The organism is Algoriphagus winogradskyi (assembly GCF_900182815.1).
Taxonomy (GTDB): domain Bacteria; phylum Bacteroidota; class Bacteroidia; order Cytophagales; family Cyclobacteriaceae; genus Algoriphagus; species Algoriphagus winogradskyi.
Genome location: NZ_FXUA01000003.1, coordinates 709,194 through 734,500 on the forward strand (window position 1 = coordinate 709,194; position 25,307 = coordinate 734,500).

26 protein-coding genes are annotated in these 25,307 nt (G+C 41.1%); 8 read left to right on the plus strand and 18 right to left on the minus strand.

All coding sequences use genetic code 11. The features are described 5' to 3' along the window. Positions 1-3: 3 nt before the first annotated feature. A complete protein-coding gene (locus tag QOL76_RS11400) occupies positions 4-654 on the plus strand; it encodes an SCO family protein (protein WP_283413088.1) in 651 nt (216 codons plus the stop codon). After that, positions 651-1,091, plus strand: a complete 441-nt coding sequence (locus QOL76_RS11405; RefSeq protein WP_283413089.1) for a c-type cytochrome — start codon at positions 651-653, stop codon at positions 1,089-1,091. Before QOL76_RS11400 ends, QOL76_RS11405 begins: the two co-directional genes overlap by 4 nt. Here the strand turns inward: QOL76_RS11405 and QOL76_RS11410 are convergent, their stop codons facing one another. Continuing rightward, positions 1,092-1,511 carry a hypothetical protein gene (locus tag QOL76_RS11410; protein WP_283413090.1) on the minus strand — a complete coding sequence of 140 codons (420 nt, stop codon included), beginning with the start codon at positions 1,509-1,511 and terminating at the stop codon, positions 1,092-1,094. Between the two features lie 128 nt (positions 1,512-1,639). Here QOL76_RS11410 and QOL76_RS11415 point away from each other — a divergent pair, with 128 nt between their 5' ends. Next, positions 1,640-2,461 (plus strand): aminotransferase class IV, encoded by an 822-nt coding sequence (locus tag QOL76_RS11415; protein ID WP_283413091.1) that lies wholly within the window; start codon positions 1,640-1,642, stop codon positions 2,459-2,461. Between the two features lie 46 nt (positions 2,462-2,507). Here QOL76_RS11415 and QOL76_RS11420 read toward each other — a convergent pair whose 3' ends face one another. From QOL76_RS11420 to QOL76_RS11435, 4 genes are all read right to left on the minus strand, one after another. Next, positions 2,508-2,909 (minus strand): hypothetical protein, encoded by a 402-nt coding sequence (locus QOL76_RS11420; RefSeq protein WP_377919219.1) that lies wholly within the window; start codon positions 2,907-2,909, stop codon positions 2,508-2,510. Between the two features lie 66 nt (positions 2,910-2,975). Beyond that, complete coding sequence (locus QOL76_RS11425; RefSeq protein WP_283413093.1) at positions 2,976-4,241, minus strand: ABC transporter permease; 1,266 nt, start codon at positions 4,239-4,241, stop codon at positions 2,976-2,978. Next, positions 4,238-4,870, minus strand: coding sequence for an ABC transporter ATP-binding protein (locus tag QOL76_RS11430; RefSeq protein ID WP_283413094.1), 633 nt, complete (start codon positions 4,868-4,870; stop codon positions 4,238-4,240). The genes QOL76_RS11425 and QOL76_RS11430 overlap by 4 nt, the downstream gene beginning before the upstream one ends. Before the next feature lie 2 nt (positions 4,871-4,872). Then, positions 4,873-6,048, minus strand: a complete 1,176-nt coding sequence (locus tag QOL76_RS11435; protein WP_283413095.1) for a hybrid sensor histidine kinase/response regulator — start codon at positions 6,046-6,048, stop codon at positions 4,873-4,875. A gap of 282 nt (positions 6,049-6,330) precedes the next feature. Here QOL76_RS11435 and sucD point away from each other — a divergent pair, with 282 nt between their 5' ends. Together sucD and QOL76_RS11445 are read left to right on the plus strand one after the other, a co-directional pair. Beyond that, entirely contained in the window at positions 6,331-7,212 is an 882-nt protein-coding gene (gene sucD, locus QOL76_RS11440; RefSeq protein WP_283413096.1) for a succinate--CoA ligase subunit alpha, read from the plus strand. Positions 7,213-7,530: 318 nt separating this feature from the next. Beyond that, complete coding sequence (locus QOL76_RS11445) at positions 7,531-9,162, plus strand: ABC-F family ATP-binding cassette domain-containing protein (protein WP_283413097.1); 1,632 nt, start codon at positions 7,531-7,533, stop codon at positions 9,160-9,162. A 266-nt stretch (positions 9,163-9,428) separates the two neighbouring features. Here the strand turns inward: QOL76_RS11445 and QOL76_RS11450 are convergent, their stop codons facing one another. The 5 genes from QOL76_RS11450 to QOL76_RS11470 form a co-directional block, all read right to left on the minus strand. Next, on the minus strand, positions 9,429-9,761 hold the full coding sequence (locus tag QOL76_RS11450; protein WP_283413098.1) for a type II toxin-antitoxin system RelE/ParE family toxin: 333 nt from the start codon (positions 9,759-9,761) through the stop codon (positions 9,429-9,431). Next, the gene (locus tag QOL76_RS11455) at positions 9,751-9,954 is read right to left on the minus strand and encodes a hypothetical protein (protein WP_283413099.1); all 204 of its coding nucleotides are present in this window, start codon (positions 9,952-9,954) and stop codon (positions 9,751-9,753) included. Before QOL76_RS11455 ends, QOL76_RS11450 begins: the two co-directional genes overlap by 11 nt. A 142-nt stretch (positions 9,955-10,096) precedes the next feature. After that, on the minus strand, positions 10,097-11,392 hold the full coding sequence (locus tag QOL76_RS11460; protein WP_283413100.1) for a TRAP transporter large permease: 1,296 nt from the start codon (positions 11,390-11,392) through the stop codon (positions 10,097-10,099). Next, positions 11,392-11,880 carry a TRAP transporter small permease gene (locus QOL76_RS11465; RefSeq protein WP_283413101.1) on the minus strand — a complete coding sequence of 163 codons (489 nt, stop codon included), beginning with the start codon at positions 11,878-11,880 and terminating at the stop codon, positions 11,392-11,394. The genes QOL76_RS11460 and QOL76_RS11465 overlap by 1 nt, the downstream gene beginning before the upstream one ends. A gap of 24 nt (positions 11,881-11,904) precedes the next feature. Next, a complete protein-coding gene (locus QOL76_RS11470) occupies positions 11,905-12,891 on the minus strand; it encodes a TRAP transporter substrate-binding protein (RefSeq protein ID WP_283413102.1) in 987 nt (328 codons plus the stop codon). 292 nt (positions 12,892-13,183) lie between these two features. Between QOL76_RS11470 and QOL76_RS11475 the strand changes: the two genes are divergently transcribed. Continuing rightward, on the plus strand, positions 13,184-14,830 hold the full coding sequence (locus QOL76_RS11475) for a UxaA family hydrolase (RefSeq protein ID WP_283413103.1): 1,647 nt from the start codon (positions 13,184-13,186) through the stop codon (positions 14,828-14,830). Here QOL76_RS11475 and QOL76_RS11480 read toward each other — a convergent pair. From QOL76_RS11480 to QOL76_RS11515, 8 genes are all read right to left on the minus strand, one after another. Then, complete coding sequence (locus QOL76_RS11480) at positions 14,827-15,867, minus strand: Gfo/Idh/MocA family protein (RefSeq protein ID WP_283413104.1); 1,041 nt, start codon at positions 15,865-15,867, stop codon at positions 14,827-14,829. The two genes, QOL76_RS11475 and QOL76_RS11480, sit on opposite strands and share 4 nt — an antisense overlap. After that, a complete protein-coding gene (gene yiaK, locus QOL76_RS11485) occupies positions 15,867-16,877 on the minus strand; it encodes a 3-dehydro-L-gulonate 2-dehydrogenase (RefSeq protein ID WP_283413105.1) in 1,011 nt (336 codons plus the stop codon). Before yiaK ends, QOL76_RS11480 begins: the two co-directional genes overlap by 1 nt. Positions 16,878-16,966: 89 nt before the next feature. After that, positions 16,967-17,350, minus strand: coding sequence for a VOC family protein (locus QOL76_RS11490; protein WP_283413106.1), 384 nt, complete (start codon positions 17,348-17,350; stop codon positions 16,967-16,969). Positions 17,351-17,364: 14 nt separating this feature from the next. Then, on the minus strand, positions 17,365-18,123 hold the full coding sequence (locus QOL76_RS11495; protein WP_283413107.1) for a rhamnogalacturonan acetylesterase: 759 nt from the start codon (positions 18,121-18,123) through the stop codon (positions 17,365-17,367). Between the two features lies 1 nt (position 18,124). After that, positions 18,125-19,798, minus strand: coding sequence for a glycoside hydrolase family 28 protein (locus QOL76_RS11500; protein ID WP_283413108.1), 1,674 nt, complete (start codon positions 19,796-19,798; stop codon positions 18,125-18,127). 29 nt (positions 19,799-19,827) lie between these two features. Further along, positions 19,828-20,805 (minus strand): pectinesterase family protein, encoded by a 978-nt coding sequence (locus QOL76_RS11505; protein ID WP_283413109.1) that lies wholly within the window; start codon positions 20,803-20,805, stop codon positions 19,828-19,830. Next, on the minus strand, positions 20,805-22,022 hold the full coding sequence (locus QOL76_RS11510) for a glycoside hydrolase family 88/105 protein (protein ID WP_283413110.1): 1,218 nt from the start codon (positions 22,020-22,022) through the stop codon (positions 20,805-20,807). The genes QOL76_RS11505 and QOL76_RS11510 overlap by 1 nt, the downstream gene beginning before the upstream one ends. A gap of 42 nt (positions 22,023-22,064) precedes the next feature. Then, the gene (locus tag QOL76_RS11515; protein ID WP_283413111.1) at positions 22,065-23,315 is read right to left on the minus strand and encodes a DUF4861 domain-containing protein; all 1,251 of its coding nucleotides are present in this window, start codon (positions 23,313-23,315) and stop codon (positions 22,065-22,067) included. Positions 23,316-23,637: 322 nt separating this feature from the next. On the opposite strand from QOL76_RS11515, the gene kduI reads away from it, so the two are divergent. Then, complete coding sequence (kduI, locus tag QOL76_RS11520) at positions 23,638-24,477, plus strand: 5-dehydro-4-deoxy-D-glucuronate isomerase (protein ID WP_283413112.1); 840 nt, start codon at positions 23,638-23,640, stop codon at positions 24,475-24,477. Positions 24,478-24,488: 11 nt separating this feature from the next. Then, positions 24,489-25,274 (plus strand): gluconate 5-dehydrogenase, encoded by a 786-nt coding sequence (locus QOL76_RS11525; RefSeq protein WP_283413113.1) that lies wholly within the window; start codon positions 24,489-24,491, stop codon positions 25,272-25,274. Positions 25,275-25,307 lie beyond the last annotated feature (33 nt).

Consider the following 25,307-nt stretch of genomic DNA (forward strand, 5'->3'; position numbering starts at 1 on the left):
ATTATGCATACTAAGTTTTCGATACTTTCGATTCTTCTGATTTCACTCCTATTTTCTCAGTGCAAACCTGCTGCAGAAAACAACACACCACTTCCAAAGCTAGGGAATTGGCATGTGGATGAAAAAACAGTGGACGGAAAGGTTGTTCAGGATACTGTTTATCATACCATCGCTGATTTTTCTTTCACAAATCAAGATGGAGAAACAGTAAACAATGAATCAGTAAAGGGAAAGGTATATGTAGCTGATTTCTTTTTCACTACTTGCCCTACTATCTGTCCTATCATGAAAAAGGAAATGATACGTGTGTATGAAAAATTTGGAGACAATCCCAACTTCAAAATCCTAAGTCACACGATTGACCCTACACATGACACGGAAGAAGTATTAAAGGATTATGCTCAAAAACTGGGGATAGAAAACGCTACGACTTGGAATTTCTTAACAGGAGAAGCGGAGAAAATCTACGAATTGGGACAAACTAGCTACATCACCACTGCTCAAGAAGATCAAAATGAAGCAGGGGGATTTCTTCACTCAGGTGCTTTTATTTTAGTGGATCAAAAGGGTCACATTAGGGGTGCTTATGATGGTACTAAAGCTGATCAAGTTGAACGCTTGATGCAGGATATTCCAAAAATTTTGGAAGAATGAAAAAATACCTGATCATTCTTCTTTTTGCGGTAGCATGCAGCCCGAAAAATTCAACCGAGGAAAATACCCTTTCTCAGATAGAAGATCCTGAGGTGATGAAATATGCTGTGGAAGGCAAAACTATCTATGAAAATCACTGTGGAAACTGCCATCAAAACGACGGTTTGGGACTAGGAAATTTAATTCCCCCATTGAGAGACGCAGACTATTTTCAGGAAAGTGTCCATCGCTCAATTTGGATCATGAAATATGGACAAGAAGGCGAGATCGTAGTAAATGATCAGGTGTATAATCAGCCAATGCCCGCAAGTCCAAAACTCACGCCTTTGGAAATCTCCCAGATTAGCACATACCTATATAATATCTGGGGGATGAGTGAAGGTAAAATCACCTCCAAACAGGTTGAAAAATATCTTCAGGAAAAACCAGTGTTTTGACTATTTAAGCAATTCGTCTGCCTTGGCTAATGCTTCTTTCATTTCCACATTAACTTCGGTTACAAGTTCCATTTGCGCTTCAAGGTATTTCTTAATCTCTTCGGGTGACTGATCTCCATCCTTAGGCTCATATTGACGCATCCATATAAACATTGCTTCGTGCGCATGATTTAGATCGTAGGCAAGTGCTTTATATTCCTGGATTCGGGAGGAATCTTCAGAGCTTTCGCTTTCTAATTCTTCCACCTTTTCCAAGGCTTTTCTCTCAAGAGATTTAAGCTGACCCATTTTTGGCATCACCTCGTCATGCACTGCAATTACTTCTTCTCGTAAGAGCTCATTCTCACTTGGCCCCTTTGGGCCACAGGCATTAATCACAAAAAATGAGGATAAAATCAAAAATAGAATAGTTCGCTTCATAATTGCCAGATTATTGTGCCGCAAAGTTACTATTTAATCTATAAATAGTAGTATAAACATAGATGTTTATAGAAGGTGATTTATTCGGCGATTGCTATTATTTTTAGGTGCTCTAAAACAGGAACACTATGAAACCATTTTGCTTTGCCGATGGGCAAATTATATCTTCAGAAAAAGCCACTATGCACCCGATGGACTTAGGTCTTATCCGGGGATATGGAATTTTTGATTTTTTTAGAACAGTTAATTTCAAACCACTTTTCCTAGAAAGCTACCTCGATAGATTTTTGGCTTCAGCTGATAAAACCTTTCTACCCATGGATTATTCCCGTGCAGAATTGAAAGCCATAATCCATGAATTAGTTGAGAAAAACAATCTAAAAGAAGGAGGAATTCGAATGGTGTTAAGTGGTGGAGTTTCACCAAATCACTTTTCCCCCGCCAAAGGAAAGCTATTTATTTTTGCAGAATCATTGATTTTCCCAGCTCAGGAGAAATATGAAAAGGGCATCAAATTACTCTCGCTAGAGTATGTACGCCCGATCGCAGAAATCAAGACAACCAATTACGCATACCCCGTTTGGGACAGTATGAGATGGAAAGAAGCAGGAGCTGAAGATGTACTCTATCACCTAAATGGCAACCTGAGCGAGAGTTCCAGAAGCAATTTCTTCATCGTAAAAGATGGAGTAATCAGTACTCCAGACTCCCATGTGTTGATGGGAATTACCCGGAAAAACGTCATCGACCTAGCTGGTGAAGTGCAAATCAGGCCTATCAGCATGCAGGAAGCACTGAATGCTGATGAAGCTTTTATAACCAGCACCACCAAAGTACTACTGCCAGTAACCCAGATTGATGAGCACGAAATTGGCACTGGTAAACCTGGGTCTGTTTCTCTTGGTTTGCTGGAAAAATTCCGAGACTTGGAAAAAGAGCTTTGTTATTAATTTAAAAGCAAAAGGTTTGAAGGTTCGAAAATGATCAAAAGCCTTTTCATTTTACAAGCGTAGCATTTTTCATAATGTACATGAGCTTTTCAGGATCCTTGCTATTTAAAGTCAGCGTACCACGCACTCTTACTCTATTCGACGTGTATTTGATAGGCGAAGCCATATCCACTTCCATTACAGTCTCAGGACCTCCAGAACCGCAAAAGAAGCATTCAGCTAGTGGTAAGCTTGAAAGAATAATATGCTCAGGTTTGAACATCCCTTCAAATGGAATGATATAGCCGTCAGCCTCCACTACCTTGCCCTCCATCTTGGTGATATTTTCTGAAAAAACAGGAACATATAATTCCCCATATTCATCTTCAGAGATTTTATACGTTACCTCTGTAAGGTTTTTCCAAACATTCGTGCTTTGAGCCACAAGGGAAACTTGTCCCAAAATCATCACTGTAACTGCCAGAAGGGCTATTTTTATCGTTCTCATATATTCGGGTTTTAAATCAGGCGCTAGTTAAGCCTTTGTTAATTGCTTTGCAATACTTGTTTGATAAGCTGCGAATGCTGGTATAATAGAGGCCAAAACTCCTACCGTTAACGCATAAACTACTATCCAAAGTTCTTGTTTTAGGAAAATCCATGGCTGAAGAGACCCAACTACGCCTTGTTCATTTTGAGAAATAATTACAGACAGAAAAGTATGACCAAGTAAAATTCCGAAAATTGCACCCATAAAGGTTAGCATAATTCCTTCCAGAAAAATCAGGAGTAAAAGCTGCCCTCTGGAAGCACCAATTGCTCTTAAAATCGCCAGATCGTATTTTCTCTCCTTCAATGAATTGTAAAGCGCAATGAAAATCCCTAGTCCGGATATCCCGATTATAACTACCGCCAGGCCCTGCAACAAAGTAATTCCAACACCCAGCAATTCGAATAGTCTAGACATCTCAAATGATGGAGAAGCTGCTTGCATTGAAGTTCCCGAATTAATCAATCGCGGGAGCTGAATGGCGGCCATTGGGTTTCTATATTGAATCAAAAGCGTGGTCAATTCTCTGGATTCGGTAGTTTTTGGAAAACCTTTGATCGCTACATCCTCCTGAAGATTTAATACCTGATGTTCTTCGTGTGTAGCGGTAGAGTCAGAAGGCTCTGTGCCCCCTTCATCATGGGTATACCAAATGGACTCCACACTCGTCAGAATCAATCGGTCGAGCACATTGCCTTTTCGCTCTAATACGCCTACAACTTTAAAATTATTCGCATCATGCTCATGGCTTCCTACACTGATACCATGACTCCCCAAAAACTCGTCCCCTACTTTAAAGCCAGACCTCTCTGCAACTTCTGCGCCCAAGACTACCTCAAAGGGTTTTTGCCAAAGCGATCCATCATCAGCAAGGCTAGCCTCATAGAGAGCCGGGTAATCATGATTGGTGCCAACTATCCGAAAACCCTGATAATTATCCCCCAAAGCCATTGGGATGATGTTTTTCACCAAACGATTTCTGGAAAGCTTTTGAGCTTCATCCATCGGAATATTTCCTGTGGGAAAATCTATGTGATAAACCCCAGCTAAAATTAATTGAAGCGGACTGCCTTTTGCTCCGACGACCAAGTCAATTCCGGCTGCATCCTGATTCATCTTCTTCTCAAACTGGTCCTGAATAAGAAGCAACACTGTGATAATAGCCAGTCCAAGTGCAAGCAAAAAAACATTTAAACTCGTGGAGAGCGGCCTAAACGTCAAATATTTCCAACTTAGTTTAAATAAATTCATGCTGATTTTACTTCTACAAAATTTGCAATATGTGATTTCACACGTTGATCATGCGTGACAATAATCAAAGCAGCACCAATTTTAGCCGCCTGAGTTTTAAGAAGCTTAATAACATTCTCCGCATTTTGATCATCCAAACTTGAAGTAGGCTCATCGGCCAAGATTAATTTCGGCTTATTTGCTAGCGCTCTAGCAATAGAAACTCGCTGAGCTTCCCCTTCACTCAATGTTAATACTGAAGATTTAGCTTTTGCAGCCAGTTCCAATTCCCCGAGTAATTCCTCAATATTTTGTCCCTCTTTTTTACTGAAAAAATGAGCCATCTGAAGATTCTCTTTCACATTTAGTGCAGCCAAAAGATGTGGTTTTTGAAAAACAATTCCGATTTCTTTTCCTCTGAACAAATCCAACTCTTGCCCATTCAAAGTGGCTAAATTCTTACCAGACAATAGTATTTCACCTGTTTCCGGCTTGAGTAATCCAGCAAGTAAGTTCAACAGGGTTGTTTTGCCAGAACCAGATTTACCTAGCACCAAAAGACTTTCGCCCGCCTCCAAAGCTATATCCGGGAAAATCATTTTTTGTTGGCCGAGATGGGTGTATTCTATCTTTTTTGATTCAAAAAGCATAATTAACTAACGGGGATTTCTACTTTGAAGGTTGTGCCCTGTTTGGTATCACTAGCAAAGCTAATCTGCCCCTTCAGCACATCGATACATTTTTTCACGATTGAAAGCCCCAATCCTGAGCCCTCTACAATTCCTACATTCTTTGCTCTGAAAAAACGCTCAAAAAGCTGTCCTTGCTCAGCCTCTGGAATACCAATCCCCTTATCTTCAATCGTTCCTACTAATTTTTTACCCTCATATTCCAATTTAAAAATAACTTCCTGGCCATCCTTGGAATATTTCACGCTATTGGATAAAAGGTTTTCGAATATCTGATATAAAAGCTCACTATCCGAAGTGATTACTTTGGGAAGGTTGACCAGTTCAGTTTTAATTTTCACATCGTTTTCTTTGCTTGCGCTGACGGTATCCAAAACTTCTTTCACAAAAGCACCTAGGAACATCTTTTTGGGTTTGAATTCGATTTTATCCGCATCTGCTTTTCCAAAAAACAAAACGCTGGTCAGCAGATTGTTCAATGCTCTCACTGAATTTTCAATTTTGAAAGCATGCTTAGTAATCTTAGGCTTGAATGGGTGATCTTTCTCAGCATACAGCTGAAGCAATTGCGCGGAGCTTAAAATCGATGTAAGTGGAGTTTTGAACCCATGAGAAACGTTAAGTACTATTCTAGATTTTAATTCATTGATTTCACGCTCCTTTTCCAATGCCTTCATCAACTCCTTATTGGCATTATAAAGCTCAATAGTACGTTGTTTTACTTTTTCTTCCAGCTCATTATTGAGCTTTTGAAGTTCTTTTTCCTTCCGGTCCTTATAGATCGCCAGTTCAATCACCATGTTTAACTCACGAATATTAAACGGCTTGATCACATAGGCACTAGGATTAGTACCTACCACCTTATTAAGTGTCTCAGCATCAGAGCTCGCACTTAAATAAACTACCGGAACATCATAGATCTCGTTGATTATTTCGGTGGTTTTTATTCCATCCAACTCTCCCGCGAGATTGATATCCATCATCACCATGTCGGCATGGTTTTCAGCTAAAATATCAAGAGCTTTTTCTCCAGAATCCGCTATTCCAAGTATTTCGTGTCTGTTTTTCTCTAAGGCTCGCTGAAGTAAAAGTGCTGAAACAGGATCGTCTTCAACGATGAGAATTTTGAGGCTAAACATAGATGATGTTGGATGTGATAAATCTATTTGGAACCGAAAATATAAAAAATATATGTCTACCTAGTGGAAATAGAATAAATGCTGCATAAAAGCGCCTTATCTGCTCCATTACTTTATAAAATTCCCTTGAAAAAGAGAACAGACCTGTGACTTGTTGCTTTGCTATGGATATAATCTGTCGTGATTCTTAAAGAATCACCGAATTCCCAGCATATTGTCATCCTTTTCTTTTGTGGGTGGTGGGTTTATTATATTTTTGTGCCAAACTATAGAAATCGCATCATGAGTGTACTAGTAAATAAAAATTCCAAGGTGATCGTACAAGGATTCACCGGGTCTGAGGGTTCTTTTCACGCACAGCAAATGATCGAATACGGTACAAACGTAGTCGGCGGTGTTACTCCTGGTAAAGGAGGCTCGACTCATTTGGAAAAGCCTGTTTTCAACTCTGTAGAAGAAGCTGTTCAAAAAACTGGTGCAGATACTTCAATCATCTTCGTACCACCGGCTTTTGCTGCTGATGCGATCATGGAAGCTGCAGATGCAGGCATCAAAGTAATCATCGCTATCACCGAAGGAATTCCTGTAGCTGATATGATGAAAGCTAAGCCTTATATCCTTGAAAGGGGTGCAACCCTTATCGGTCCTAACTGCCCAGGTGTAATCACTCCAGGAGAAGCAAAAGTTGGTATCATGCCAGGGTTTGTCTTCAAATCAGGAAGAATAGGTATCGTATCCAAATCCGGAACCTTGACTTATGAAGCAGCTGACCAAGTGGCAAAGGCTGGCCTAGGAGTATCTACTGCCATCGGTATCGGTGGAGATCCTATCATCGGAACTTCTACTAAACAAGCTGTACAATTGCTAATGGAAGATCCTGAGACTGACGCGATCGTAATGATCGGTGAAATCGGAGGAAACTACGAAGCTGAAGCTGCGAAGTGGATCAAAGAAAATGGCAACAAGAAGCCTGTAGTAGGATTCATCGCTGGCCAAACTGCTCCTGCTGGACGTAGAATGGGTCACGCTGGTGCGATCATCGGTGGAGCTGACGATACTGCTGCTGCCAAAATGAGAATCATGAGAGAAAATGGAATTCACGTTGTAGATTCTCCGGCTGAGATCGGAGCTACTATCGCTCAGGTTTTGGGTGTGAATGCTTAACTATTTGTTGGGTGCCTGCCCGCCATGGCGGGTCGGGTGACGGATGCCCGATGCTTAAAAAAACCGCTTCGATTTAGTTCGGGGCGGTTTTTTGTTTTTTAGTAGCTAGATGTAAGACTCAAGTATCAAGACTGGAAATCTTGAAATCAATGTTCATTTTCAGATCCTTGACGCAGTCAAATTTTCATAACGTGAGATTATCGCCAAATTACACCCAACAATCCTAACTCAAATTGCACGTCAATATTTCCCAATTTTCAAATCTTCCAATTTTTCAATCTTCAATTCCTTACCTTTGCCGCTTCAATTCCGATACTTATGATTTCAGTAGATAATGTCGCCGTCATTCACAGCGGTTCCACTCTTTTCAGTAATGTTTCTTTTGCCATCAACGAAACCGACAAAATCGCCTTAATGGGTAAAAACGGAGCGGGTAAATCCACGCTCTTGAAGATCATTGCAGGGCAGACCAAACCGAGTTTAGGCTCCGTTTCTGCTCCGAAAGACTTTGTGGTGGCTTATTTACCTCAGCACTTGCTGACTTCAGATGATTGCTCGGTGATGGAAGAAACTTCCAAAGCTTTCGCAAGCTACCTGAACATGAAGACGGAGATCGAGCGAATCAATGAGGAATTGACTGTAAGAACTGACTACGAATCCGATGAATATTACAAGCTAATAGAGCAGGTTTCTGAATTGAGTGAGAAATTCTACGCCATCGAGGAAGTGAATTATGAGGCGGAAGTAGAAAAAGTATTGATTGGATTAGGTTTCGAGAGAGCTGACTTGACTCGTTCGACTTCAGAATTTTCCGGAGGTTGGAGAATGCGAATTGAGTTGGCAAAAATACTATTGCAAAAGCCAGATTTGATTCTCCTTGATGAGCCTACTAATCACCTGGATATTGAATCCATTCAATGGCTGGAAGACTTCCTGTTGAACAAAGCAAAGGCTGTTGTGGTGATTTCCCACGATAGAGCCTTTGTGGACAATATTACCACCCGCACGATCGAGGTGACCATGGGTCGTATTTACGATTACAAAGCTAAATACAGCCATTACCTAGAGCTCAGAAGAGAGCGTCGTGAGCAGCAGCAGAAGCAATACGAAGAGCAGCAAGCTACGATCGCCGACATTCAAGGATTTATAGATCGCTTCAAAGGCACTTATTCCAAAACGCTCCAAGTACAGTCCCGCGTGAAAATGCTGGAGAAAATGGAGATTATCGAAGTAGATGAGGTAGATACCTCAGCACTGAAACTTCGTTTCCCTCCTTCTCCACGATCTGGGAACTATCCAGTGATCGTAGAAGATATGAGCAAAAGCTACGATGAGCATGTTGTCTTCAAAAACGCTTCTATGACCATCGAGCGTGGACAGAAAGTTTCCTTCGTAGGTAAAAATGGTGAAGGTAAATCAACCATGATCAAAGCCATCATGGGCGAGATCGATTTTGAAGGAAAATGTGAATTGGGACACAATTCCATGATTGGCTATTTCGCACAAAACCAAGCTTCCTTGCTAGATGAGAGTTTGACAATTTTTGAAACCATCGATCATATCGCCGTAGGTGAAATTCGCACCAAAGTGAAAGATATTCTGGGAGCTTTCATGTTCAAGGGCGATGATATCAACAAGAAAGTAAAAGTGCTTTCGGGCGGAGAAAAAACCCGTCTAGCAATGATTAAACTCCTATTAGAGCCAGTGAATTTGCTAATTCTCGATGAGCCTACCAATCACTTGGATATGAAGACAAAGGATATCATCAAAGATGCTTTAAAAGCTTTTGACGGCACCCTAATTATTGTATCTCACGATAGAGACTTCTTGGATGGCCTGGTTACTAAAGTATTTGAGTTTGGTAATAAACGTGTTAAAGAACACTTCGAGGATATCAATGGCTTCCTAAGAAATAAAAAGATTGAGAATTTGAAGGAAGTGGAAAGGTAATCGGATGTCGGATGTCGGATGTCGGATGTCGGATGTCGGATGTCGGATGTCGGATGTCGGATGTCGGATGTCGGATGTCGGATGTCGGATGTCGGATAAGGCGAACTTAGATTATTACTAAAGGTTTCAAAAAGTAAAAAATTAACTCTATTGCTTATTCCATGGCCATGCGCTGGGTCTTGAGCAGTATTGAAGATTGAATAAACCACAATGATTTCGTCTTCAATTGCATAAAATATTAAGTAGATATAATAGTTTTTCCAGTTCTACTTTATTGAAATCTGGCGTATCAGAAGCTTCAATTCTTTATCTGATAGGGAGGATTTTTCTGATTTGTCAAAAATATCCAGCAGGTAAATCTGGCTTTTTGTTACTCTTAAAAAAGTGATTATTCTCGCTCCTCCAGATTTACCTTTTCCTTTGGAAGATATCACAAGGCGTATTTTAAAACAGTCTTTACCGAGAGGCTTTCCCAATCTTGGATTTTCCATTAATTGAGAAACTAGCAAATTCATGTCCTGTTTTATAGATCTGTGTTTCTTTGCGATTTTTTTAAGACTTCTCTCAAATACATCTGTCGCTAGAATCTCAAAGCTCATTTAGAACATCGGCTATTTTCTTAAGTTTTTTCCCATCTTTTTCATGAGCTTCAACTTCAGCAAAAGAATCCAAGATTCTCTCAATCATTTCATTTTTTGATTGGGTTTTGATAGATATGAGCTCCAAATCAGCCAAATCATTCAAGATACTTTTAACTTTAGGATTTAATATCTCAATTGTTATCGATTCCATTATATAATTGTTTAGCTACTTCTAATTTACGGAAATCTTCATTTAAAGATCAAAACAGCTAAAAACAAAAAACGGCAGTCATTAAACTGCCGTTTTTGAATTCTTTTCATCGGACATCCATCATCGGACATCCTACACATTTTTAAACCCCAAATACTCTTGGTAGCCAAAGCGTAATTTCGGGAAACATCATAATGAGTATCAAAGCCAACACCATGGCCGCATAGAATGGCAACATAGGTTTGAGGATCTTTTGTATGGTTGTATTCGCGACACCTACCCCAATAAAGAGAATAGAGCCGACTGGCGGTGTACAAAGACCAATACACAGGTTTAGCACCATCATAATCCCAAAGTGAACAGGATCAACTCCTAAGGCAGTTACCACTGGCAAGAAAATCGGAGTAAAAATCAATACCGCGGGAGTCATATCCATGAAGATACCGACGAAAAGCAATAGTAGGTTGATCATGATCAAAATCACAAAGATGTTGTCACTCAAGCCTAATAATGCATTTGAAATATTCTGAGGAATTTCCTCACTGGACATTACCCATGACATCGCCATGGAAGTTGCAATCAAGAGCATCACCACTGCTGTGGTTTCCGCTGACTTGAGCAACACTGAAGGCAAATCTTTAACTTTCAATTCCCTATAAATTAGCGATAACACCAAGGAATAAACCACTGCGATAGCAGAAGCCTCTGTAGCTGTAAACACCCCTCCGATTATACCTCCGATCACGACAATCAACAGAAACAAACTTGGAACTGCCCTCCAGAATGTACTCAAAATCATTCCAAATGAGGATGCTTCTCCTGCAGGTAGTTTATGAACCCGTACCATAATAGCGGCGGTCACCATCAACAATAACCCAACCAAAAGTCCGGGTAAATATCCCGCTACAAATAATGCTGCTACAGAAACCCCACCGGATGCAAGTGAATAAACGATCAGTACATTGGAGGGTGGAATGATCAAACCCGTCGTAGAGGAAGTGATATTTACTGCTGCTCCAAGTTCCTTTGGATAGCCTTCCTTCTCCATTCTTTTACCCAAAATACCTCCCATTGAAGACGCTGCTGCTACTGCAGAACCTGCAATCGCTCCCATTAACATGGCTGCGATGATATTCACGTGAAGTAATCCTCCACGCATTCTACCAGTTAGTGATTTCGCGAATTCTATAAGTCGATTTGCAATACCTCCACGATTCATCAGCTCCCCTGCTAGAATGAAAAATGGAATAGCTAACAACGAAAAACTATCCAATCCAGTCCCCATACGTTGGGCGATGGTAGTAATTGCCGGCATAGTTTGTACGGTCACCATTAATGTAAGCATGCTGGACAGTCCAAGACTCCAAGCAACAGGCACACCGATTCCTAAAAAGAATAGAAAGGAAAGAACTAATACTAATACACTTAACACCTCCATTACACAGCAGATTTTAAAGTTGCCAAAAATTTGATAGCGACTACTTGATAGTAAATCACTAATAATCCACTAAATGGGATGATACCATAGATATAAGCAAGTGGAATCTGAAGTACAGCTGATTTCTGCTCAAGTATAAAAGTAAGGTAAACGAGGTTTGAACCTCCGATAACCATGACTACAAGTGCAAAAATAAAAACGCAGGCATTTATCAATATCATCAATTTATCCTGAGCCTTCTCGTCTAGTTTTGTTAGTAATATATCAATAGCTAAATGCTCATTTTTCCCAGCAACATAGGCAGCTCCTAACATTCCTACCCAGATCAGCATGTATCGGGACAATTCATCCGTGAATGAACTTGGGTTTTGAAAAATATATCGCGAAACCACCTGCCAGGTCACATTGAGCACCATCAGTGCCATGAGGACAACCAGAAAATGGGCAATCCATTTATCAAGTTTAAGCTTGGTTTGGGGTGAAAACATAGGTTATAAAGGTTGGGTTAAGGATTATTTTACGGAACGGATTTCTTCTACAATTTTATAGATTTCCGGCTGTTGTGCTTTAAGATCTGTATACATGGACTCTACAGCTGCACGAAATGGTTCCTTGTCTGGATAAGTAATCGTCACTCCTGCTTTTCTCAATTCATTTAATGATTCTTCCGTCGCTTCAGCCCAGATTTTGTACTCGTAAGTTGCTGACTCATCAGCAGCTTCTTGAAGCCATTGCTGTTCCTGTTCATTTAAGCTTTCCCATACTTTGGTACTTACTATCATCACATCCGGCAACGCCGTGTGCTCATCAATGCTATAGAATTTACAAACTTCGTAATGCTTGGACGTATAAAGACTGGGAGCATTATTCTCAGCACCATCCACTATACCCTGCTGTAGTGCGGTATAAAGTTCTCCAAAAGAAACTGGAGTAGGTGAACCTCCAAGGCTTTTCACCATATTCGAAGCAGTATTGGATTCCATCACGCGGATCTTTAATCCAGCCAGATCTTCAGGAGTTTCCACAGGTTTGTCTTTTGTATAAAAACTCCTTTTCCCTGAATCATAATAACATAGGCCTCTTAGCAGAAACTTCTGAGGATCAAGCAATAACTTTCTGCCGATCTCGCCTTGCAAAACGGCACGCTGGTGGGCATCATCCCGAAACAAATACGGCATACCGAAAACTTGCATAGTAGGCGCAAATCCCTCTAATGCCGCTGAGGAAACCTTAGTCATACCCAAACTCCCAATCTGAAGAAGTTCAACAAGCTCACGCTCAGAGCCTAATTGCTGATTTGGATAAATTTTAACGACCATTTTGCCGCCAGATTTTTCCTCCACTTTTTCTGCCAAAAAGAGCATGGCTTCATGTACTGGATGGGTAATTCCCAGACCATGGCCGAGCTTGATTATCCGCTTATCACCTGTCCCCTGGCAGGAGACAAAAAGTGCAAGCACCATAAATAAAGAAAGTATTTGAAGTTTTTTGATTGTCATGGGTTTATTGAACATAAAACATACTATACAATAATAGGTCTTTCTAAGCTGATATCTTACGTCGATTTACGGAAACGATTTAGGTAGCTCGATGAATGGCAATTCTAATTGAAAATCAGACTTAGAAATATTTAGGGATGAATCAAACCATTCATTTTGCCCATTTTTATAAATGTTACATTTGATTTTAGTACATCTGCACAAATATTTTATTTTTTATTAAGGATTTTCGTTATTGCAAATGAATAATATAAATTGCGCAATCGATTGCGCAATATAATAATTAATTCTAATGAACCATAAGACATTATTAATTCATCCTAAGGACAATGTTTTGGTAGCTTTGCAGGATCTTACAGCAGGTGAGCAAATAGAACATAATGGCCTGAATATCACAATCAAAGACTTCATCCCAGCAAAGCATAAGTTCGCAATCAACGAATTAGGCAAAGGTGATCAAGTCTTTATGTATGGCGGAATAGTTGGAAAAACTCTATCTACTATACCCTCTGGCGCTGTCCTTAGCACGCAGAATGTCACCCACGAAGCAGAGGATTTTGGGGAAAAATCTGGCGAGTACCAATGGGATGCCCCTGATATTACCAAGTTCAATGATAAAACTTTCAAGGGTTTCCATCGCCCTGACGGACAAGTGGGAACCGGCAATTATTGGCTGGTGATCCCTATGGTTTTCTGCGAAAATAGAAATGTGGATATCATCAAAGACGCTTTTCTAGAAGAACTTGGTTTCGGCAAGCCAAATCCTTTCAAAAAAATGGTGAGGGAAATGGCTAGCCTGTATAAGTCAGGTCAAAAAGATTCATTTGACTCAGTTTCTGTTGAGACCTTTTCAGAAAAAGCCGAAGAAAGACTATTTGAAAATATTGATGGAATCAAATTCCTAAATCACCAAGTAGGCTGCGGTGGCACAAGAACAGATTCTCAGGCACTGTGCGCCCTTATCGCTGGCTATATCAACAATCCCAACGTAGCCGGAGCTACCATCTTAAGTTTAGGCTGTCAAAACGCACAGTCTTCTTTTATGGAAGAAAAGCTTCGCCTCATCAACCCGGATTTCAAAAAGCCTTTGATCATTCTGGAGCAACAAGTAGAGGGGACCGAGCAGCAAATGCTTACCCGAGCGATCAAAGAAACATTTATTGGAATGGCTAACGCTAACACACAAACCCGTCAGCCTGCTCCTTTGAGCAAACTAGTGGTCGGTCTGGAATGTGGTGGATCTGATGGATTCTCTGGAATCTCAGCAAACCCTGCTGTAGGCTATGCTGCTGATTTGATTGTAGCGCTCGGCGGAATAGCCATACTTTCTGAATTTCCTGAGCTTTGCGGTGTAGAGCAAGAGCTCATCAATAGATGCGTCTCTGATGAAAAAGCTGAGCGTTTTTCAACCCTAATGCGACTTTACGCAGCAGCAGCTGAAGCTTCTGGTTCAGGATTCGATATGAACCCAAGCCCAGGGAATATCAAAGATGGACTGATCACAGATGCAATGAAATCTTCCGGAGCTGCAAAAAAAGGAGGAACTTCTCCTGTAACAGATGTGCTTGATTATGGAGAATACGTAAAGACTCCAGGATTAAATTTGCTCTGTACCCCTGGAAATGACGTAGAAAGCACCACTGCAATGGCCGGTGCTGGCGCAAATATGATTTTATTCACAACAGGCCTAGGTACACCTACTGGCAATCCTGTCACGCCTGTGATCAAAGTTTCCTCCAATCACAAACTCGCTGAACGCATGCCGGATATCATAGATATCAACACAGGTTTTGTAATCTCAGGAGAGAAAAACATCCAGCAAATGGGCGAGGAAATCCTGGAGAAAGTCATCAAAGTAGCAAGTGGCGAAGAGAAATCAAAAGCAATGATTCTTGGCCAAGACGACTTTATCCCTTGGAAAAGAGGAGTTTCTCTCTAAGCATGATCAAGAAAAGGGAGCTCAACTTCTCTTTCAAGTTCTGAAGACTTATATATGGCTCGGATCAGCTCAACTGATTTCCGAGCCATATTTCCTTCTACTAATACTGGCTCATCATTTTTTAAAGCATTCAGGTAATGCTTCCACTGAGCTTTATGAAGCGCATGTCCAATTGCCATCGGATCTGCAGCCCCAGAACCAGCATTCGTATCGGTAACAATTGGCTCTGGCTCTTCGCCTTGAATGCTCCATTGAATCAACTTCCCCGCTTCCAACACAGCTGACCCACACTTTCCAAAAATCTCCAAACGCTCAGGTAAGCCTGGATACAAAGCCGTTGAAGCCGTAATATTTCCCAAAGCTTTATTTTCAAAAGTCATCAAAGCAGCCCCAAGATCTTCTCCTTCTATAGGGTGCAGCGAGGTTTTTACTTTTGCAAAAACTGACTTCACATCGCCCATGATATCAAGCAACAAATCAAATGTGTGAATTCCCTGATTCATAAAAGCGCCACCTCCATCTCCTTCTAGTGTTCCTTTCCATGGGCTGCTACTGTAATACTCAGGCACTCTATACCAATTCACATGTGCATTTCCCATCAGAAGTTTCCCAAATCTCCCTTCTTGAACGGCTGCTTTTAGCTTAAGATAATCTGCAGAAAAGCGATTTTGAAAAATGACTCCAAGCTTCACTCCATTTTCTTCACAAGCAGAGATCAACCGATCTGCTCTAGTCAAATTAATCTCAATTGGTTTTTCAATCAACAAATGTTTACCAGCTTTTGCTGCCAATAAACCAGCTTCCATGTGGTGACCACTCGCTGTGCAAATGCATACAATATCAAGCTCGGGATGGGTTAAAAAAGCAGAAACATCAGAATATGTGTCAATACCGAATTTGTCCTGTGCAGCTTTTGCCCGCTCAGGTGAACTGCTGCAAAGCGCTACTAATTCAGCATTTTCGATTTCATTGATAGCATCTGCATGCTTTCCAGTGATCGCACCAGTTCCAATTATTCCTATTTTAAATTTTCGCATTATTTCAATTCATTTTGAAGTTCCTCCCAAAGTCTTTCAGAAATTGGGACTCCTTTTTTGAGGTTTCTATTCCGGGTTTCTAAAGTATTTTCTCCTGGATAGCGTACCGACTTATTATCAAAAGTCGAAGAGTTTTTCAAGTCTTCGATCAGTGCATCTGACTTGGTTTCTATCCAGTCCTTAAGTTCAAGTTTGGCGGGATCAAAGCAAAGGAAAACCTGAGAAACCGCACTTTCATGTCCAGATTTCCCCACTTCAAAAGATGCATTCCCACCAGAAAGTACAGCAGCCAATAAATCCAGCACCATACTTAGACCTGATCCTTTCCACAGACCAATCGGTAAGCCCAGATGATTATCAATTACTGTACCTGGATCTTTGGTGAGATTTCCTTCCAAGTCAAAACCTGCCTCATAGGGCATTTGCTCTCCTTTAGCTCTGGCTATACTCAATTTTCCATAAGCAAACTGAGTAAAAGCCATATCCAAGACTACTGGTCCATTTTCCCGGGGGATTGCGATCACGAGTGGATTATTTCCGATTTTCGGTTCACTTCCTCCCCAGGCTGGCATGTTAGGAATTGTATTCGTAAAGCAAATTCCAATGCATCCAGCTTCCACTGCTTGCCAGCCGAAATTCCCGCCACGCATCCAGTGATTGGTATTTTGCAAGGTGACACAACTAATTCCAAATTCTTTGGAAAGCTGAATTGCACGATTCATCGCAAAATCAGCATTGAGATTCCCCACCCCTTTCTGTCCGTCCCAGCGCTCAAACATGCCAAGTTGACTCAAAACAGCAGGCTCTTTATCAGGATTAACTAATCCTTTTTTGATAAAATCAAGGAAAAGCAAAAAGCGATTTACGCCATGAGAGCGCACTCCATCCAGATCAGCCTTGGCAAAAAGAAAGGCACATCGCTGCGCCCGCTCTTCTGTAAAGCCATATTTAAGTAGTATTTGCTCAAGTGTTTTGCTGATTTGCTCGAAAGGGAGGAAAAGGTCTATCATGGAATAGCTAATTCTATTAGTGATACCCTCTAAGATAAAACCTAAGCTCAATTATTTCCTGCTTTGCAAAATTTAGTTGACCTCATTGGCTAAATCATTGGAGTGGTTCGCTTACAAAGCTGCAAACAAACACCCCAAGGGTCTCTTAGCATCACAAGATGGGATTTATCCGGTAAAATATCATCTGAAAATTCAGTAGCCCCTGCTGCTATCAACCTCTTTTTATCTGCTGTCGGGTTTTCTGACACCAAAGCTAAATGTACTGCCAACGGATGTAGTTTTTCGAATTCCAGCGTTTCACCTTTTGGATTGGAATAAATCTCTATCATCACCGTCCCACTGTCATCTGCTAGAAAAGTCATGAAAGGCGATTCTTCCATTTTCTTAACTATTCGTAATCCGAGATGCTCCTCGTACCATCTTGCAGCTGATGTTGCATCGCTCACATTGAGAGCAAAATGTTCAAATTTCATATATTTTTAGTTTATCAGTCTTTCAGAAACTTAGCCAACTCAGGCAATTCCCTTCTCAATTCTTCCACAGCCAAATCACTCACTTTAAAAGCTCCAGTGGGGGAAAGATGGGTAATATCAGCTCTTCCTTCGGGAAATTGAGAATAATCGCCTGGACGGTAATGAAGAAACAATTCCTTGGATTTTTCTACTCCAAACTGCTCTATTAAAGTAATCGTTTTTGCATGAAGATCGAACAGGGGCACTTCCATCTCAGCTGCCACTTCACGTACCACTTCGGAATACCGGCCATGCGTATCAGTTAACACACCATTCTCATCAAAACTTCTTCTGGATATCGGCGTTGCCAAAACTGCAGTACCCCCTTTTTCGCGAATCTCATTGACATATCTAATAAGATTATCGCGGTAGGTAGAATCTGCAAATGCATACCGATCTGCAGAATTGATTTTCTGATCATTGTGCCCAAACTCTACAATCACATAATCTCCAGGCTTGATACGATCCATCACCACATCCCAGCGTCCTTCCTCTCGAAAGCTTTTGGTACTTCTCCCATTCACCGCATGATTTTCGAAGCGAATTCCTTCTTTGAAATAAAGTGGAAAAACCTGCCCCCAACCTTTCTCCGGATTGCTCCCTGCATAAGGTTTATCTGCCATCGTTGAATCACCCACCATGAAAAAAGTGATATCACCGTTTGCTCGATTATTTCCTAAAATGCCTGCAAATAACAGTGTTAGTGTTGAAAACAAAATTACAATCGACTTCACTTTAGTTCAGTTTAATAGCACTTTCTGACAAACCGTTTCCTTTGATAATTTGATCAGCGCTCCTAAAATCCGCTTGATCAAACTCAACATTAGTAGAGGTTCCAAGTACACGGACAGCAGCTTTTCCATTATCCTCAAATGTGAATCCGCTCACTTTTACTCCTTGACTGTTGTAGATCGTAAGTGGCACTTCATCAGTTCCAAATACTTTTACATTGATCAGTTCCAAACCAGCTGCATCTATTGCAGTGATTCCTTTTTTCGCTTGCAAAACAGCATTTTCCAAGCGAACGTTTTCCAATTTCATTTCTGGCAAACCCATAAAAAAGGCAGCTATTTCCGAATCTGTCACCGTAATATTTTTCATGCTGATATTTCTGAAAACCGGAGTTTCTTCTGTTACCGGCTCTAGATTTTCCTGTCTCGCCTCGTCCTCTGCACGTTGATCTTCTTCTATCACAGGACTATTTCCTGTGTAGAACATATTAAAACCAATCGCCTCAGTTGGAATTCCGATCATATCAATGTTCGAAATCCAGATATTTTCCACCACACCTCCACGGCCACGCGTGCTTTTGAAGCGAAGACCAATATCCGTCCCTATAAATGTACAGTTGGAAACATGGATATTCCTGACGCCGCTGGACATTTCACTTCCCACCGTTACGCCTCCATGACCGTGATACACAATATTGTTCTTAATGATCACATTTTCCGTAGGAATGGCTCGATCTCTACCGTCTTTGTCCTTTCCGGACTTGATGCAAATCGCATCGTCTCCCACATCAAATGTGTTATTATAGATCAAGGAATTTTTACAAGACTCTAGGTCTAAGCCGTCTCCATTCTGAGAAAACCAGGGGTTTCTCACATTCAAATTTCTTATGATCACATCTTCGCTCATCAATGGATGGATATTCCAAGCTGGGGAGTTTTGAAACGTAGGACCATCCAATAAAACCACCTTGCTCTCACGAATGCTTACCATCACCGGACGAAGGAAATCCTTCATCTTCTGCAATTCGGCCCGATCGGTAATATCCGGCACATTGAAACTAGAACTCGCATTATACCCATCCAAATAAGATTGAGAAGGAAACCAATTCGATCCTTCTACAATTCCTCCACTTTTGACCAAATCTTTCCATTGAGCTTCTGTCATTTTCCCTTTTTTCACTGCCCTCCAGATTTCACCACTTCCATCGATCGTACCATTCCCTGTGATTGCGATATTTTCTACTTGAAAAGCATTAATCGGAGAAAGGCAACGAACAGTATTCAGCCCTTCAAAACTTGTCTCTATTAATGGGTAATCATCTTTGTCTCTACTGAAAATGATTAGTGCTCCATCTTCCAGATGAAGATTCACATTGCTCAAGAGTGTGATAGGTCCAGTGTACCAAACACCACGGGGCACCAGCACTTTTCCTCCACCCGCTTTATTTACAGCTTCGATTGCAGATTTGAAAGCCTCGGAATTTTTGGTCAAACCATCTCCCTTAGCACCATATTCTGTAATGCTTTTTTCAAAATCCGGAAAGCTCGCTTCCTTTACTTTAGGCATATCGAATTCCACCCCGTCATAGATGGTTTCTAGAGTTTGCTGCGCAAAGGCAGAAGAAAACCCTAAACTCAAAGTTAATAGTAGTAATGTCCTGAATATTGCAAATTTCATATTTTGGGTTGGTTATAGTTTCTTTGAATTTAATTCTTAATTTTTTTAGTAGGATTCCAATTATCCTCACCTGCCAACACTGATTCCACTGTGTATTTTGCAGCTTTTTCCTCAGTCAATTGATGTGACCAGGGTACTCGCTGGGAAGTATTTGCTCCAAGACCTGTCGATCCAAATTCTGCGTAATAGGAAGTTTCCTCTGCATTTGGCTTGCCCCAGTTATGCCATCCTTCGGGCTTGATATGAGCTCCCATTTCCGTGTTGATAAAAACCGTCTGCGCATAGTCGCGCCACGGTCTCCCTAGATACACCGAGTTATTCGGAGCATCTCCAGTTAGTTTACAATTGATAAACACAAACCCGAATTCTGTATCCTCGTCTGTGGAAGCTGCCGTGACATAACCACTTGGGGCTTTGGAAAAAATCTCACAATTCTCGAAAACGGCCGTAGACCACCCGAAAATAAAATCCACCGTTCCTTCTATGTAGCAATCTTTATAATACTGTCGGCTTCTGTCTCCATGTGGATAAAGCGTATCCTGAAACCCGAGGAATCTACATTTTTCAAATATAACCTGATCTCCATCCACACGAACAGCGACTGCCTGCCCTACAGGCCCTGAGGAATTTTCAAACGTGATATTTTTAGCATAAAAACCATCTCCAAAGACAAAGAAACTAGAAGACCCGGTCGTTCCCATTTCCTCACCAAACTTGTTTTTCTTCTGAGCAAAGTCATCATGCGTCACTAAAGTTGTTTCAGCATTTTCCCCAATTAGAGACACATTTGTTTTGGAAGCTGAAAGCACCAACTTCTCTTTATAAGTACCCGGCTTCAGAAGGATTTTAGTCTCATTTTTCCTAAAATCAGGCACTGCTTGAAAGGCTTCTTGAATAGTATAAAAATCTCCTGAACCGTCTTTTGCAACGACAAAGTCAAATTCCTGAGCAGAAACAAGTCCGCTCAGGAAAATCATAAACAAATAGACAATAGGTTTTTTTATCATTATTTCGCCAGGCTTTCGTATTGTAAGGAAGCCAAGATAAATGGACCAACTCCTTTGGGATCATTCACCCGGATTTCTTCCCCTACATAATATTCATAAGATCCGTCGCGGTAAGGATTTCCACCCAAGCCAGCAACGCCACATACGTTGGTCAAACTGATCCCGCCGTCAGCGTCTTCTCTTATAAACTCAGCCAGCATTCCTTCATACGCTTTCTTGCCTGCTGTAAAATCATCCTGGTCCAAATATCCTTTTTCCGCTCCTTTAAGCAGAAAGTAAGTGAACATCCCAGATGCTGAAGATTCCAGATAATTACCCTCACGGGTTCCTTGATCTACCACCTGATACCAAACTCCCTCTGGGGTTTGATAGCGCTGTATTCCTTTAGCCAGCTTCTGGGCAATCGCTATTATGTCATTCCTTTTTGGATGATCCTCTGGCAGAAAGTCCAGAACATCCACCAGTGCCATTGCAAACCAGCCTATACTTCTTCCCCAGTAATTTGTGGAAAGTCCAGTTTCCGGGTCTGCCCATTTCTGTTCTTTACTTTCATCCCAAGCATGGTGATACAAGCCCGTTTCCTCGCTGTATCCATATTTATCCATCAGCAAAATCTGATTTGCCACATCATCAAAAAGTGCTGGCTCATCAAAGGCAGTTGCATACTGCGCCAAAAACGGAGAACCCATGTAGAGGCCATCTAGCCACATTTGGTGCGGATAGATTTTTTTGTGCCAAAAACCATTCTCTTTGTTTCGAGGATGAGTTCGCATTTGGTCACGCAACTCATCCACCGCCAGCTTATATTTTTGTTCACCCGACTCTTCGTACAGATTAATCAAAAACTTCCCACCATTTACTCGATCAATATTGAAATCAGACTTTTTATAAGTAAGAATATTTCCCGCACTGTCCACCATAAAGTCCGCAAACTTCTTCGTGTAATCGTAGAATCTTTGTTCGCCTTTCTGCTTCCAAACGGCCTGCATGGAAGACATGATCAGCCCGTGGGTGTATTCCCATTTAGGTTTCTGATTGAAATCAATAGTCCAACCTTCCGGATTTCTAGCTATTTCGGAGTCAGCCATCCAGATGGAATAATCTTTCTTCGGAACACTTTCCACCTCAATATTTTCCACGGATTTTTCTGCCGAGCAGCCTAGCAAAAGTGCTCCTGACAACAGCACAAAAGAAGAGTTTTTGAGTAATTTTAGCATTGCTTATTTAGGGTTTACTTGTTACTATTTAAAAGGTAGAGTTTACTTTACTGATATTTTGAGTGGATTAGAAAGCTTGGAAATTTCCTCATCCAAATAATTTTTAAAATTCTCCTGAGAAGTAATCCCACCTGGCTCTTGCTCCCATGCCGCCAAAAAGTAATAACTCAACTTTTTGCTGCTGGAATCAAAAACCAAAATATGTGATAACTCATCTTCTGTTTCCTGTGTCAACTGGGAAGTCGGATAGATCACTGCGATTCCCAAATTATCTTCAGCTAAACTTTGTGGGCCATAAGTAGCTAAATAGCTATAGGATAGACTTGAATCGCTTTTTAGTACCACGGCTTTCGCATCTTTAATCAAGCCAGTGGCAAAATTCTCAATTGAATTTGTGGACTCAAGATCTATTCTTGACAGTCTTGTACCTGAATGAATTGAGATATTGGATAGTATATCTGTTTTGCCGGTAGGTAGATCCCAACCAGAATAGCGGGTAAATATGGATGAGTAAACTGGTCCATTATTGGTGATTTCAGCATACAAGCTATCCGTCACATCTACCCTCCGGGCTTTTCCCTCTTCGAAGGTTGCAATACTTCCCAACCCAAGAGTTTTTCCAACTTTGAGTACATCCATACCCCAATCTGACGGTTCGTGATACGAATCGAATCCATCCTGACCTACATCCTGCAAAACCGGTGTTTTTACTTTTTTACCAAAAACATCTATCCCATTTCTCCAATCTAGGTAAAACCGGTACCCAACTAAATCGGACTCCCAACCCGGGCCTTCGTAGCGAATAAACCAGGAATGATCCGTATGCTCAGCTGGAACATGCAAGGAATCTACATTTTCAAAATAGCCTCCAAAGTACTCTCGATCTCTAAATTCTCCACCAAACTTATGAGAAAGCTCCGCCTGGGTTAGTTTTGGATAAGTTGGAGCAGTAGCTTCTCTTGATGCTTTGATTTCGATAGCTAACACTTGTTTTGCACCGATTTCAGGCAAGACGAAAAACAACCCCTTATCTTTTCCTTTTTTGTTAAGCTGAGAAGGTATTTCTTTTTGCCCTAAAAAAACGCGATAATTCAAGTGTTTAGAATCATCAAATCCATCTTTCAATACCTGATCTGAGATCAAGATTTTTTCATTTGATCTGATAAGACCTATGGGATTTTCTATTGACAATTGGATCACATCATCTATTTCACTTGTTTCTCCCACTGCCCCTTTTTGCGTACAACTCAATGCAACAAAAAAGAAAACACCACAGGTTACTGCTGAAATCATTTGCTTAAGCAGGCTGATTTTTTTATAAAGAATCATCATTATCACACTTAATTTCAATATGTTAGAGAAATAAACTGTTTCACATCTACTAGACTACTCATGCCAAATTTCCGACAATTTGAGCAATCGATTGCATATTAAAAATAAAAAAAATAATAAAAAATTTTATGTATGTAATATTATTTAATTATGAATTAATTCAGCCTATTTTTAGAGTAGTACAGAATACTAGTTTGTCTTACCTCCAGAAACGAATGACAAAACTCATATTTGATTTTGAAAAATAACCTTATATTGCGCAAACGATTACACATAGACCTTTATGAGTACTACTATTGAAACACGGTATTCCTCACACCCTGAGGACTTCAAAAAATACCCCACCCAAGAAATTCGCGACAAATTTCTGATCGAGAATATTTTCATCCCCAATCAAATTACTGGAATCTACACGATGGAGGACAGGTTGATTGTAGGAGGCATCCACCCGGTGGACAAACCACTTCAACTGGAATCTGTAGACCAACTGAAGGCTCCCTATTTTCTGGAAAGAAGAGAAATCGGTATTATCAATGTAGGTGCAGGATGCATTATTGATGTCGATGGCGAATCCATTAACCTTGGACACAAGGAAGCACTTTATATAGGTAAGGGGATTGCTCAGGTGACCTTCCATCCTGCTTCTGAAGGCGAGACCTTACTCTATTTTAATTCCGCTCCGGCACATTGCTCCTACCCAACTAGAAAAATAACTCAGGAAGATGCGGAAGTGGTCACACTAGGCTCTTTGGAAAACTCCAATCACAGAACGATCTATAAGCTTTTGGTAAATTCTGTAGTGGACACCTGTCAATTGCAGATGGGCATGACCGAATTGAAACCTGGCTCAGTATGGAATACTATGCCTGCGCACGTGCATGATAGAAGGATGGAAGCGTATTTCTACTTTGACCTGAAAGAAGAAAATGTGGTATCTCATTACATGGGTGCTCCAGAAGAGACAAGACATATCTGGATGAAAAATCATCAGGCTGTCATCTCGCCAGTTTGGTCTATTCATAGTGGCGCGGGAACCTCAAACTACACCTTTATCTGGGGTATGGCAGGTGAAAACATGGACTATGGTGACATGGACATGGTGAAACCTTCAGAATTAAGATAAATCCAAACTACATGAAACCGAACTTTGAACTTAAAGGTAAGATTGCGCTGGTCACAGGCGCAACTCACGGCCTTGGCATGGCCATGGCAAAAGCCCTGGCTCATCAAGGAGCAACTTTAGTCATAAACGGACATACCCCCGCAAAAATGGAAGCTGCTATCGAAGCATATGCTTCGGAGGAGATTTTGGCGCATCCCTATTTATTTGATGTAAGCGATGCAAAAGCAGTAGATGCCGCCATTTCAAAAATCGAGGCAGAAGTCGGAGAAATAGACATTTTGGTCAATAATGCTGGAATGATCCAACGGGTACCCGCTTTAGAAATGGATCCTGAAGACTTTCGAAAAGTAGTGGATATAGATCTGGTATCACCTTTTATCGTTTCCCAGCGAGTAGCGAAGACCATGGTGAAAAATGGCCAGGGAAAAATCATCAATATTTGCTCTATGATGAGCGAACTTGGACGCAATACCGTCAGTGCATATGCCGCTGCAAAGGGCGGTTTGAAAATGCTCACCCGAAACCTGGCTACAGAATGGGCTAAATACAACATTCAGGTTAACGGAATAGGACCTGGCTATTTTGCCACTGAGCAAACAGCTCCAATACGGGTGGATGGACATCCTTTCAATGAATTCATAGTCAATCGTACACCAGCGGGTCGCTGGGGAGATCCAGATGACCTTGGAGGCACTGTTGTTTTCTTAGCCAGCAAAGCCAGTGATTTCGTAAATGGGCAAATCATCTATGTAGACGGGGGAATCCTCGCTACTATAGGCAAACCAGCCGGTGAATAGTTATCTTAGAATTTCCATCCACTTGTTTCACCA